The 13,288-nt window shown below is 54.5% G+C and carries 12 protein-coding genes; 5 read left to right on the top strand and 7 right to left on the bottom strand.

Translation table 11 applies throughout. The annotated features are described in order from the left end of the window. Positions 1 to 28: 28 nt before the first annotated feature. The gene (locus tag AB1598_05100; protein MEW6144377.1) at positions 29 to 4,012 is read right to left on the bottom strand and encodes a PAS domain S-box protein; all 3,984 of its coding nucleotides are present in this window, start codon (positions 4,010 to 4,012) and stop codon (positions 29 to 31) included. Between the two features lie 297 nt (positions 4,013 to 4,309). Between AB1598_05100 and AB1598_05095 the strand changes: the two genes are divergently transcribed. The 5 genes from AB1598_05095 (at position 4,310) to AB1598_05075 (ending at position 7,729) form a co-directional block, all read left to right on the top strand. Continuing rightward, entirely contained in the window at positions 4,310 to 4,810 is a 501-nt protein-coding gene (locus AB1598_05095; protein ID MEW6144376.1) for a hypothetical protein, read from the top strand. A 163-nt stretch (positions 4,811 to 4,973) separates the two neighbouring features. After that, positions 4,974 to 5,834, top strand: coding sequence for a neutral zinc metallopeptidase (locus tag AB1598_05090; protein ID MEW6144375.1), 861 nt, complete (start codon positions 4,974 to 4,976; stop codon positions 5,832 to 5,834). Between the two features lie 179 nt (positions 5,835 to 6,013). Beyond that, positions 6,014 to 6,304: a hypothetical protein gene (locus AB1598_05085; protein MEW6144374.1), complete on the top strand. Its 291-nt coding sequence runs from the start codon at positions 6,014 to 6,016 to the stop codon at positions 6,302 to 6,304. Between the two features lie 312 nt (positions 6,305 to 6,616). Beyond that, positions 6,617 to 7,219 carry a hypothetical protein gene (locus tag AB1598_05080; GenBank protein MEW6144373.1) on the top strand — a complete coding sequence of 201 codons (603 nt, stop codon included), beginning with the start codon at positions 6,617 to 6,619 and terminating at the stop codon, positions 7,217 to 7,219. Positions 7,220 to 7,378: 159 nt separating this feature from the next. Beyond that, positions 7,379 to 7,729, top strand: a complete 351-nt coding sequence (locus tag AB1598_05075) for a hypothetical protein (GenBank protein ID MEW6144372.1) — start codon at positions 7,379 to 7,381, stop codon at positions 7,727 to 7,729. A 19-nt stretch (positions 7,730 to 7,748) separates the two neighbouring features. Here AB1598_05075 and AB1598_05070 read toward each other — a convergent pair whose 3' ends face one another. From AB1598_05070 to AB1598_05045, 6 genes are all read right to left on the bottom strand, one after another. Beyond that, complete coding sequence (locus AB1598_05070; GenBank protein MEW6144371.1) at positions 7,749 to 7,973, bottom strand: type II toxin-antitoxin system HicB family antitoxin; 225 nt, start codon at positions 7,971 to 7,973, stop codon at positions 7,749 to 7,751. Position 7,974: 1 nt separating this feature from the next. Continuing rightward, a complete protein-coding gene (locus tag AB1598_05065; GenBank protein ID MEW6144370.1) occupies positions 7,975 to 8,052 on the bottom strand; it encodes a hypothetical protein in 78 nt (25 codons plus the stop codon). Between the two features lie 31 nt (positions 8,053 to 8,083). Further along, positions 8,084 to 8,884, bottom strand: a complete 801-nt coding sequence (locus AB1598_05060) for a hypothetical protein (protein MEW6144369.1) — start codon at positions 8,882 to 8,884, stop codon at positions 8,084 to 8,086. Positions 8,885 to 9,050: 166 nt separating this feature from the next. Continuing rightward, the gene (locus AB1598_05055) at positions 9,051 to 10,679 is read right to left on the bottom strand and encodes an aminoglycoside phosphotransferase family protein (GenBank protein ID MEW6144368.1); all 1,629 of its coding nucleotides are present in this window, start codon (positions 10,677 to 10,679) and stop codon (positions 9,051 to 9,053) included. A 280-nt stretch (positions 10,680 to 10,959) separates the two neighbouring features. Beyond that, on the bottom strand, positions 10,960 to 12,069 hold the full coding sequence (locus AB1598_05050) for a glycosyltransferase (protein MEW6144367.1): 1,110 nt from the start codon (positions 12,067 to 12,069) through the stop codon (positions 10,960 to 10,962). A 112-nt stretch (positions 12,070 to 12,181) separates the two neighbouring features. Next, a complete protein-coding gene (locus AB1598_05045; GenBank protein ID MEW6144366.1) occupies positions 12,182 to 13,183 on the bottom strand; it encodes a hypothetical protein in 1,002 nt (333 codons plus the stop codon). Between the last annotated feature and the right edge of the window lie 105 nt (positions 13,184 to 13,288).

Raw genomic sequence — 13,288 nt, 5'->3', positions numbered from 1 at the left:
GCGTGGAAGGAACGCGTTGCGAAGGGGGTCAGGCCCCCAGGTCGATTCCGGGAGAGCCGCTCTCGGCGCCGCTCCCCTGCCTGTCGAGCCACTTCTTCACCATATCGAGGAGGAACTTCTTGGTAAGCGGCTTCGTGATATAATCGTCCATGTCGTTCTCGAGACACTTTTCCCTGTAACCCATGAGTGCGTGGGCGGTGACGGCCACTATCGGCGTCCTTTCCATCTGCTTCCCCTTCTCCCAGTCCCTGATCATCCTCGTAGCCTCGAACCCGTCCATGACCGGCATCTGTATGTCCATCAGTATCAGGTCGTAGTCGTTGCTGCACGCGGACTCCGCCCCTTCCCTTCCGCCCGAAGCGACGTCGACCTCGTATCCCCCAAGCTCGAGGATCCTCTTGGCCAGGTTCTGGTTGTCGGGCGTGTCGTCCACCACGAGAATACGCGGCTTGGCCCTCTGCTTCGCCCTGGCCGATTCGAACGGTGAGCCCGCGTAACGGTCCCGCTCCCTGTCGCTCAAATACCGGTCTTCCTTCACGAGCCGGGACACCGCCTCGTAGAGCTTCGTGCTCTTGACAGGCTTTACTATCGTCTCGTCGATCCCCCTGTCCTTTATATCCGAGAAGTTCATCCCTCCCCACGAGGTGAGGAGGAGTATTTTTATATCGCTCCCGATAGAGTTCCTCACGTGCTCCGTGAACTCTATGCCGTCCATGCCGGGCATCTGCTTGTCCACTATTATGAGAGGCGGCTTCTTGTCCATATTGTGGAGGAGAGACAGCGCCGCCCTGCCCCCGCTCGATTCCATCACTTCGAACCCCCAGAGAGAGAGCATCTTCCTGAGCACGAGCCTGTTGGTCCCGTTGTCGTCGACGATGAGTACGGGCGTGCTGCGGAAATTCGGCTGCACCCTGGCGACCCTGCCCTCCTTCTCCCAGTCGAGCTTGAGAGGGAGGCTGAAGTAGAACGTGGTGCCTTTCCCGACCTCGCTCTCGTACCATATCTTTCCGTTCATCAGCTCCACGAGGGACTTGGATATGCTGAGGCCGAGACCCGCGCCGCCGAACGTCCTCGTCGTCGAGCTGTCGACCTGCGAGAATTTCTCGAATATCCTTTCCCTGTGCTCTTCCGGGATGCCTATGCCCGTGTCGGTCACCCTGAACTGGAGCTCGACGTCGTCCCCGTCGACGGGCCGCATGTTCTCGAGGTTTATCAGCACCTCGCCCGCATCCGTGAACTTTATCGCGTTCACCACCAGGTTCACGAGCACCTGCCTTATCCTGGACATGTCACCGATCAGGCGGTCGGGCACGTTGTGGTTGATATAGCATACGAGCTCGAGCCCCTTCTCGAAAGCCCTCACCGACAGCGAATCCGCGACTCCCTCCACGAGCTCCTTCAGGCTGAAAGGCTCTTCCTCGATCTCCATCTGCCCGACTTCGATCCTCGAGAAATCGAGTATCTCGTTTATCAGGCTGAGGAGCGCCTCCGAGGAGGACTCTATCACCCTGAGGGTCTCCTGCTGCTCGTTTGAGAGCGCGGTGTCCATCATGAGCTCCGTCATACCGACGATCGCGTTAAGCGGCGTCCTTATCTCGTGGCTCACGTTGGCGAGGAACTCCGACTTCGCCTGGCTCGCCGCTTCCGCGGCCTCTTTCGCGTGCTTTAACTCCTCTTCCGCCTTTTTCATTTCGGATATGTCCATCAGGCTCCCCAGTATCGCCTGCCTGCCCCTGTACTGTATCGAAGTGCTCGTCTCCATCACCCATTTCGTCTCGCCGTGCTTGTCCACGACCCTGTACTCGTAGGGCAGCTTCCTCTCCCCGTCCTGCATCTGCCTCGACTTCTCCCTCACTTCGTCGCGGTCGAGCGGATGCACCAGCTTCCAGGGGTTCGCGCCCAGGAGCTCGTCCTTGCCGTAGCCCATGAACTCCTCGAACTTCGGGTTCACGAACTCGAACCTCGAGTCCTGTATGATGAACACCCCGATCGGGGTCCCAGTCGAAAGCGTCTTGAACAGCTCTTCGGCCTGCTTCTTTTCCGAGATGTCCATGAGCGTACCGAGCACCGCTTCCTTTCCCATGTACTGGATCGACCTCACGACCTCCATCGACCACATCACGGTGCCGTCCTTCCTTACGGTCCTGTATTCGTAGGGCGCGTTGACCTCGCCCTTGAGCATCCTGATCGCGTTCTGTCTCACGGACTGCCTGTCTTCCTCGTATACGTACCAGATGGACTTGCTCCCCAGCATCTCCTCTTCCGTGTAGCCCGTGAATTTCTGGAGCTGCGGGTTTACGAATTTGAATTCACCGTCCTGGGCTATGTATATGCCGATAGGAGAGCTCGTCGAGAGGGTCCTCAGCATCATCTCCACCCTTCTCCTCTCCGTGATGTCGGCCACGCTCCCGAGCACGGCGTTCCTGTCGCGGAACCTTATCCTCGTCACGGTCTCGGTGAGCCACCTGATCTCGCCGTCCTTGCCCGATATCCTGTATTCGTAGGGCTCGGCGCTCCTCCGCTCGAGCATCTGCCTCGATTTCTCCCTCACGGTCTCCCGGTCGAGGTAGAGGACCAGCCTCTCGGCGCTCGTCCCTATGAGGTCATCTTCCCCGTATCCCGTATATTCGCAGTACTGCCTGTTCACGTACTTTATCTCCCCGTCCTGGACTATGTAGATGCCGAGCGGGGAGCTCGTGGAGAGGGTCCTCAGCATCTCCTCCACGTGTCTCGCCGAAGTGACGTCGGCCACGCTCCCGAGTATGGACTCACTGCCCATGTACACGATTCTGGACGCCTTCTCCGAAACCCACACCGCCTGCCTCTTCCTGTTTATGATCCTGTAATGGCAGGTATCGGCTCCTGTTCCGTCGAGTATCCCCTGTCTGAACCCGTCGCGCATCTCCCTGTCCTCGGGCGACACGAGCGCGTCCGTTTTCGACCCTATGAGCTCCTTTGCCGAATAGCCCGTCAGGCTCTCGAAAGCGCCGTTGACGTATACGAACCGTCCGTCCGTGGCTACGTAGGCCCCGCAGGGCAGGCCCGCCGCAAGCGCGCCGTGGAACTCCTCGGACGCCTTAAGCTCCTTGAGCTTCTCCTCGAGCCTCCCGACAGCCGCGCGGTTCTCGGCCGCGAGGCCCGCGAGCCTGGATTCATTATCCCCCGCCGCCTTAAGCGCGTATTTTTTTTCTTTGTAGTTCCTCGAGTACTCGAGCGTAAGCCCGATGAACGGGATGAAGCAGGCGAGCGTCTTCAGGAAATCGGCGTAGAGGAAATGCTCGCCCGGGAAGAGCGACGAGACGAGCGTCACGAATATCTCGGAAGCGAGGAGCGGTATAAGCGTTATTTCGAGCACGTAGGAGAGGAGCGTCCTTCTGGCGCTCGTATAGTATTCCGTAGCGAGAGCGGCCGCGATCACGGACGCCATGGGCGTGAGGCTCCATATAAGGGCCGGAAGCGCGCGCGCGTTCGGAGCGCCCGTCTTGGGGCCCGATTCCGCGAGCACGTAAATCACTCCGAGCGATATGCCCATTAGGACCGAGCTCGCTATGAGGTAGCGTCCAGTCCTCTTCTCGAAGTCCTCGTCAGATTTTTTTCTGAGGAGAATCAATGCGCCTGCAAGTATCAGGACCCCCGGGAAGAGGTCGACTGCGCCCGAGGATACGTTGATGAAGAATTCCCTGTAAACGCCCTCCCCGAACATGAACGACGAGAAGAGCTGGAACCCGCTGATTACTGCCGTGCCCAGGAGCGACACGCCGAGGATGAAAGTAATCCGGCTCCTTTCGAGTGAATAATGCGCGAGGCAGAGCGTGCCAGTGAATATGGAGACGAGTATCGTGGCCGTGACCGTGATCCTGAACGCCTCCGTCACTTCCAGGTACCTCATCCTGAAATCCGCCCCGAGGAGGGACAGCACAAAAGGAAGGACGCTCAGCGAAAGGACTGTGATGAAAAGCCCTTTCGGAAACTGCGCTTCATCCCGGATTGTAGCCCGAATTTGTAAACTCATTACAGTGCCCGGGCGGCAGGCATACCGCCTATGCCCTCCCTGCTGGAATGAGGCAATTCCTATGCCACCAGGTATGATATGCAACCTCTCGGTATTGATGGATAATTTGGCGAAATTCACCGCCTTCCAACGGCGGAAATGACAATTATTGTCACCACGCTATCAAAATTGCGGGAAATAGCGAATTTTTGAAATATCAACGACCGCTTGAATTCGGCTTTACGGTCGAGTTATAATTAATTATTCGATTACTTAACGGCTGCATTTCCAAAGCAAGCCGTCAATAGGGGGACGGTCATGAAAAACAGAGGGGACGCACTGATAAACCGCGCCGCGGAGATGATAGTCATTATTTCCTCGGTAGCAGTAATAGCCCTAATGGCAGTGGGAGGGTGCAATAACGGCGGGCACGGCGAACCCGCGCCGACGGGGTTTCCTCCCGAATGCGAAGGCACTTTCGACGTCGACCTCAGCTGTCCCGCGACGAGCCTGGCTGGGTCTGTCTGCCTCCCGTACTCGTGTGACGTTATAGACGACGGCGTAGAGCCGCCGATGGTGATCGACAGTATCATAATCGTCTTCGGCGACCATTGCACGGACACCGACTGCTTCACGCTCGAGTGCCAGGACATATCGGTGATCGGCGCAGATTCCGCGACGATCATCATAGAGAGCGTGAGCGGCACTCCCGTCGGAGAGGACGTCGAAGGCAGTGTTTTTCAGGGACTGCCTGACGGCAGAATTATAATCGACGGTGAAGAGTTCGCCCTCGACTGCACCTCGATCATCACCCCGTAAAAAATATGCCGCGCCTTCTCCTCCGCAAAATCTTTCCTCGCCCGCGCTCGTATTATTGGAGGTACTTTTATATATCGGCACAGGGTTATTGATTTTACATCCGGGATTAATATAAAATCGTCCTGTGGCGTCCATACGGAATTCGAGAAAGGGGTTGACGGGCTTGTCTTTAAAAACCGGAATAAAAATTCTTCTATTGACGGCGTCCGCGGTCTCGCTATTCCTGGCTATGGAGGAAATGAATCCCGCCCGCGCGCAGCAGGACATCGACAAGCTCACTCCCGAGACCCTAGACGACCTCATCAGGATGTACGAAAAGAACGTTACGCGGGAAGACGTACTCAGGGTCGAGAAAATAATAAACGAGAACCTGCCGGAGATAAAAAAAGTATATGACCGGTACGCCGCCGAAGTCGGGCTCGAGTTCCCGATGCCCGCGGTCAGGCTCTACGGCTACCAGGGCATCAACCCGCCAAGCGGCTGCGGCGAGCTCGTGCTTGAGAACGCACTCTACTGCGTCCCCGATAACGCGATCTATTACGATGTGATTTTCATCGCCTCGCTCTTGAAGACAGTCGGCGGACAAACGGGGACGGACGGGATGTACGCCCCTCTGACTGCCATAGGACACGAGATGGGACATGCGGCTGACTATATGCTCAAGTGGGGGCCGATGCCTTCCGTATTCGACGACGGATCGATCGTGGTCACGGACGTGTCGGTGTTGAGGCTCATAAGGGGGACGGAGAAGAGAGCCGACTGCTTCGCCGGCGCGGCGGTGGCCGCTATCGTGAAAGACAAGACGGCGGGTGACGATTCTCCCGCGAAAGAAAAGGCGAAAACCGACGCGCTCGTCGAAGGGGGGCTTACGCTGCTCGCCGTTCAGGGCGAAAGGCCTGACGAATATTACCTCTCGGGCAAAAAAAGGATGGAGCTTTTCAAGAAGGGTTACGAGAACGGCGCAGACGTTTGTCATGACCTCGGCAAGAGTATGGCGGAGGATATGCTGGAAAGGACGGAATGACCCGTCAGCCGAATCTCCGGGACCCCGGCTGACCGCAAAAAATGCGAATCGGAGCGACAGCCTGCGCCCGGCACCCTTCACGCTTTAGGCCCCGTATTTACAAGCCCCGTCCCCGCTGTATTATTTCCACAGGAGGGACCGTTATAGGAAAAAGAATCTCATGGTCGAATACCGCAGTCATGATCTCACTGGTTGTTTTGGCGGCCGCGTGCGCTCAACCGTCTGCCGAGACCGGCAGGGTGTACGACCCTGGAGAGGTGTCGGCGAATTGCTCGAGGAGCATGGGGCTGACAGCGGCTGCCGAGATGTCGCTCGCCGCCGCGTTCAGGCAATCGAACGGGCAGATCACCCAAGAGTTCAAAGAGAAAGCGGCAAGGGACATAGCGGAGTCCGAGAACACTCAGCCGTCCCAGGACGACCCGATATTCCAGCAGTACATATCTTGCCTCGAAAGCTCTGTAGCGCAATAGGCACAGGCATACCTCCCACAACCGAACGCTAAACTGCTATCATACGCTTAACAGCTTTACTTTGTAATTAATAAAATGTATAATGCGTAAATGGACAAACTACACGCTGGGAAATATATAAACATTCGTCTGCTCGGCCGCTTTCTTTTCATACTTACTACAGTCATCTTATGCTCCTGCGACAGCGGTAATGATGAATGCGTCGGCACGACGGGTGGTTTTCCATGCGGGTCTACCATGTTGAGGTTTACCGGGCAGGGCGGGATTGGTTGTGAGCAGTGTACTAGCGACGGGAGGAGCGGCGAATTCGCAATGAGCATAAATGCGGATGTTCTGCCAGGCGGCGGTATTGGCAGCGTGATAAACATTTTCGATCAAACTTACTTTATAGAACCGTTCGAGGACGAGAGGTGTGAGAGCCTGGAGCTTCTGACAACGGACGACCTCTCACCGGCGGGAACACTCGATAATATCATTATCACGGACCCTGACGACATTGCATTCAGCGTGGAAATAACGGGACAGGAGACGGAGGAGGTCTCTTGCGGTTTTTGCTGGACATTCGCTAAACCGCTCTGTGCCGAGGATAGCGATAACGGAGGCGGACCATGTGTCCCGTTCGATCCCGAGGAGCTTCCGAACATAGAGTGCCTCGCTCAATTCATGCTCGATTCCTGTACTCCTATAAGCTGCGGTAGTGAACTGGGCCATACTGCCGCATCGGACAGAAATTGTGAATTCGCAGATTGCGCCACACTCTCTTGCGAAAGAATACAATTCATTGCCAACAGCTTCGTCGCAGTTAGACCAGGCACTTTGACAAACATTCACCTTGATGAAAACGGATCGATTGTTGCTACTACGAACAGGGACGGGCAGACAGCCCCGGCCACGTGCAGTATTGTAGTACCTTAATCGACAGTCGGCACCTAGCACCGCCGTTCCGATCAAAACCGACGGTGCCCGGTTAACTCACAAAGCCTAGTTGGTTCAGATATGAATAGCTCCAATGATTGATGCGGCCTCAAGATAATATGACCTTTACAACTTCCGGGATTTCTGTAGAATTGGACTATGAAAATCAAAGACCTGAAAAGACCCGCCATGCTTTTTTTGCTCGTCTTGACATGCCAGTCCTTAGCGACAGGCTGTCTCTTTAAAGGAGACGAGGTCAAATTCGCGAAAGTCCCGGACGCCGAGAGCGCGTCCGCAGGCTGCGCTCAAAGCCAGGGGCTCGACCCCGAGCTCGCAAAACAGCTCACGGAGGCGCTCAAAGACTACGGCGGCGTGATAAACGACGAATTCAAACTCAAGGCGTCGGCGCTTGTCACGGAATCCGACAGCGTGCCCGCCCAGCAGAGGAACCAGGTATTGAAGGAATATTTCTCGTGCCTGTCCGCCTCGGCCCCGGCCGAAAAAAAGTAGCGCTGCAGCTGATGGGGGATTACGATGCTTCCCTGTAGGTAAGGTAATCCGCGATTACAGCAGGTTCAGGAAGCGAAATCCCAAGGGCTTGCATTTCCTCTTTATATATTCCTATTGCTTCCATAGCACGCTGCATAGTCTCTTCCAAAGTCTTTCCAGTGACCAGGATCGTCGGAAGGTCGGGCACATGGGCCGCGTATCCGGTATTGGATTTTTCAAATAGCACTAAATATGTTTTCTCCATTTTATTTCAATCCCGCCTGTCTTTTAATAGCACTTAAAGTACCTTTTGGGACTTCGTCACCTAAATTACCTGATACAATAACTATACCTTTTCTGGTCGGACGGAAGTTCTCAATTCTTCCCGGGCGGAGAGACCTTCTCCATCACTATCGAGCCCGTGAGGCACACGTACTGGAACTGGAGCTGCCACGAGGGCGAGAGCCACGGCCCTTCGAGCGCGGTCGGTATCGTCGTTATCTCGGCGAACACCTGCCTCATCACCCTGGCGCCAGGCCCTCCGGGCCCGCTGTAGTCACCCGCGAAAAGCTGGTCGAGCTTCTGCAACGCCTGGTTGGCGGCGTTATACGCCCCCACCGCGATCCGCTTGTTCGCGAACGCGCCGCTCTTGAGGGGCCCGAGCTTGTCTATCGACCTTATCAGAGCCCTCGCGGAGTTCCTCGCTTCCGTCGCGAACTTCTTGTTCTCGGTCTCGTCCCCTCCCCCTGACTGCAGGATATTGAAGCTGATCCCGTAGACCTTCTCCCCCGCCTCCCCGAGCGCCATCCTGTATATCGAGCCCTTGCCCGCCCAGGCGGCGTCCATGTTCGGGTTATCGGTGAACGCCTTGTACGTGCCTGCGTAGAACACGCCGAAGACCTCGGCGAGCTTGGCCGCGTCCCCGGTGAGCCCCTGTATCGGGAATTTGTAGAGGTTCTCGAGCTTGGGGTCGGCCGCGACCTTGTCCCTCCACATGCCGTTAGCGGCGTTCGTACCCTTGGGCAGGTTCATGTTCGAAAGCTCGTAGAGCCTGTAGAGGAGCACCTGGAACCTCAGGTTTATGTCCTTTACGGCCTTTGCCTCGTCAGGCGTCTGGGCCGGAGCAGCTGCGGCCCAGAGCATGATAATCATCGGCACGATTAACACTCGTCTCATTCTGATATCCCCCTCTCTCTGCGATAGGCGAACAATGCGCCCCCAACAGATTACATTAAAACAAATTAATCCCCGCTAGTCCAGAGGGTTTATCGGTACGGGGGATTTATCTGTATTGCCGTGAGAGGGTGAAAAATTTAAAGGAAACGATACATAAAGGACAACATTAAGAGCCCGACATTTCATACTCGATCAGTCTTAAAAACAAGCTCCGTGCTTCATGGCTTGCTTCGCCGTAATACAGATTTTCGTCCTCGAGACGGCTGGATACCGAGGCAAGGTGCGTGGCCCATGTCATAATGCGCAGAGGCTTATACGATTGCGGGGATAATCCGACCTCGTTTGCATACGAGTTAAAGCTGTCTCGGCACATTCTTCCCAGATACGTATCGCTGTCCAGCATTTTCTTGTAACATTCAAGGGCCTTCTCCGTCGTCCACGCTTCTTCGATGTAAATACAGAGATAGGTTAGAAAATAAATCAGGTCCAAACCCGGAATTCCGTCCATCCTGGATGATTCCCAGTCGAGTACGCCGAATTGTCCATCCGCCGTGAGTAGAATGTTCCACGGGGCGAAATCCCTGTGTTCGCAGACGAACGCCGGTATCTCGAGGCTCTTGATCGTATCGACGGCCTTATCGACTATATTCCTATCCGTAGGATCAGGCATGGCTCTGTCAAGCACTTCGGCTAACGGGCTTATATGGGCGTTTCTCCAATCCACCGGCATACGCGCAGCGGTTTTTTTAGCCAAATCAATAAGCCAATCGGTCAGCTTTTTAGCATAACCCGGCAGTTTGTTTACGTCGCGGACCTCCCCGAGGAACCTGCCGTCTATATAGGTTTCGCCGACGGAAAAAAATCCTAATCGATGATCGCTGTACAAGACGCGCGGTATTCCATTCGTAAATTTGTGCTCGTCCGTCAAGGCCCTGAGCGTTCCTGCTTCGCCTACGAGCGCGGATTCGGAATCCCCGGTCCTGGGAATTTTTACGATAAACGAAGGCTTCGGCGAGTCTCCGCTGAAAACGACCAGAACGACTTTGTTCAGTCTGTGCATACCGCCGCTTATAATCATTGTACTGAGCTCCGCGGAGCGATCGCCGCGGCTATCGTCAGGCAAAAGCCGCATGACTTCCGCGAGCCTGCTTTTAAATATATTCTTTACATCTCCTCCGTCTTTCTTGCCGGGTTTACTCGCAATCGAACAAACAGTCAGCCTTCTGCGTCCGGAGCTTATGAGCCACGGGAACTTTATGAATACAGCGGGGCTCAGCGACCACAATGCGTTGAGAAACATCTTCCCGGTGCGCCGCGATGCGGGTTGGGCTTTGTAGTTGCTGTTTAACAAGAAATTAACGGCTCCGTATGATTCGAGAGGGATCCATATGCCGGGCGGCGTTATATCGGGGTTGGGCTTCGGCATGTAATGCTCTACGCTTTCGAATCCTGCGGTTTCCAATTTCTTTGTTATGGCGCTCGGGGAGAAAAAGACGCCTACGTCCCATTCGACGTAGCAGCAAGCTCCGGGCTTCAGAATCGAGATGGCGTATCCGAGCTCAGCGTCATCGGGATTTTTCAAAACCGCCAGGTCATAATCGCTGTGACCGGCGTCGTTTCCCGGATATAGCGTGGTTTCGCTGAACAGCTGAACCGTTCTTGCCAGAGTTCCGTCGACCAGGCATATGGTATTCCCGGGAAAAGGATTCGGCAGTAAAAAACGCCAATCGGCTCTTGAAATTCCGAGATCGGCGCTCTCTGCGCTTCGTTGCCGGGCGGGATAAAATAATGGCATGTTCTCTGCGGCCGTTATGCGGCGAGCTCCTCTACTCAGTTATACGGCGGGAATTAAGCCGGCGATTCCTCATACGGAGCATGGGAACAAACAACGGCAGGCTAATTGCATTGTTAAGAATATATGACATATTTTATGCATTTATTACATATAATGACATACGACACATTCATATACAATTATCATTATAATAATTATACATACCGATTTCACGATTTGTTGATTATTTCGATAAGCAAAGCGACCTGCCGCTCATTCGCCGGAAGAACCCGCCGACATTTCATAACCGGCGTTTTCTGATGCGGCTGCGGATAGTTACCGGCACTTTCGTCCAAACAAAGCCGGCGTGGTACTTGAATCTCGAGGCAAGGCACTTTGAGATAATCGATAAAGTTATATTACTGAATAATATAGTCCGGTCGGTACCACAGGCACGCGCGATATAACGAGCAGTTCCCGAAATGTCGTGCCTCGAGGCATAGACGCCTGCGATTTTCAGGTAAATCTTCGCGAGGTGCGCGCCTGACTGTTTTTTGCCCAGCCCGTGCTTTGCCGAAAACGCGGAATGCAGCCTGACTATCTCTCCGGCGGTAGCATCCAGGTCTTCATACCGCAAATTCTTCCCGTCCATGAAGAGCATGGAATGCATATTGCCCGCCTTCCGGTAATAGTCTTCAATTTTTCCCGACGTGTCCGATCCGGTGTAATAGCCGACGTTCATTGCTCTTATTTTATCGATCTCGCTTTGAACGACGGAGCCGTAGGTATCCGTCATCGAACGGGAATGCAGCCTGTACTTAACGAGACACTCTCCGACGTTCACGACCGTGTGAGTCCTTGCGATCTTCGAATAGAGCTCCCAGTCCTGGGCATACCTGAACGACTCGTCGTAGAAGCCGACGTTATTTAAAACGCGCTCCCTGCGGAATACGACCGTGCTGAATGAACAGTAGAATATGGAATCCCAGCGTATCTGAAGGGGTTCGCACGGAAGCTTATATTCCCGTAACGGATTCCCGCTCTCGTCGATTTCAAGATACCAGCTTCCGATGAGCGTTGTTTCCCGGTCCCTTTCCAGGATCGATATTTGTTTTTCCAGCCGCTCCGGCAGGGAGACGTCGTCCGCGTCCTGCCTTGCTATGTATTCGCCGCCTGCCAGCCTGAGGCCCCGGTTTAGGCTCGCGGTAAGCCCGATATTACGCTCGTTGTCGACCAGATTGATTCGGGGGTCTTTGTAAGACTCTATTATCTCGCGGGAACCGTCCGTCGAACCGTCGTTAATTATCAAGAATTCAAAATCCCGGAAGGTCTGGCTCAGGACGGCGTCGATCGCTTCTTTCAGGAACTTCTCTCCGTTATAAACCGTCATGAGCACGGTGACTTTAGGCATTATAACCCCCTGATACCGGACACGTTCATGGCCTCATGAGAAATTCTTCGAGTAATGTCGCTCCATGTATTCTTGTACTTTTCCGGTTTGAATCGGAGCATCGGGAATCAATTCATTGTCGCCCCCTCAAGAATCTCTTGATCCTCTTCCCGGCTTTTAATACGGATTCCCAGTTCTTCTTTTCGGCGTATCTGTAGAACGGGCCGCATAAATTTTTCGCCAACCTGTATACCGGGTTCCCGGCACCCGTCACCTGAACGTCCCCGGAACGCACAGATTTGGCGACCGGATTCCTCGTCACGCCTCCGTATCGTTTATCGATCAGGTCAGACAACCCGGATATCCTGTCGTACTGGTGGACGATAACGAACGGAATATCGTTGAGATTGAAGACTATCCCGCGATCGTCTATTCTCGGAGAAGGCTCCAGCAATTTCGGCCTGTACCTCTCGATCGTGTTCGGGTCCATGACTGCGCCCAGCTGCGTGCACCAGCCGTCTTCCTGCTTTGCGAACTTAACGAGCGGCTTAATATGCTCCAGATTTATCAGTATGTTTAAAGCCGGCTGGTCGGATTCCGCCGCTTCCGCCGAGAGGCCGAATTGGTAGACGTTCAGAAAGAAATCCCTCATCGCCTTGAACTCCCCCGCGATCGTGCCCGCATTATAAACTATATTACGGGAGAAGTCGTCGTACAGGTGGCCGTAGCACGACTTTAGAGTCTTGTTGCCCCAGTCTTCGTCGGCGAACCTTATGCATTCGGAGCTGGCCATTATCCTCTTGTCACCCAGATTCCGTTCGAGCCACTCGGACGGGTTCGACTGGAAGATCACGTCGCGCGTGTCAGTCGCTATTATGAATCTATAGTCGGAAGCGTCGAGGCGCTTGAGTATATTCCACTGATCGTAGAACCTCCGGACAAAAATGTGGCTCTCTTTGAGCTGGCATTCGTGGCAATGGAATCCGTTGTCACGGAGATACTTCATCACTTCTTCGGAAAGGTTGTAGCAGAGGGCCCTTTTCTCTCCGGTGAAGCCGGAAACGTTTATAGAGCCGACCCAGTTCTTGATATTGTCGACGCTATAATCGGCGATACATCCGATGATCATGTCCATTTCTCTATCTCCGCCGTCTCCTCAGGCTCACCCGTTGAAATCGATATCCGGCGCCTCCTCCGTCATATTTGTCCAGCCGTAGTAACGAAATATACGTCATATTTC

The sequence above is a fragment of the Thermodesulfobacteriota bacterium genome, assembly GCA_040754335.1.
In the GTDB taxonomy this organism is placed as follows: domain Bacteria; phylum Desulfobacterota_D; class UBA1144; order Nemesobacterales; family UBA2774; genus 2-12-FULL-53-21.
This window is presented reverse-complemented; position numbering and strand designations above follow the sequence as displayed.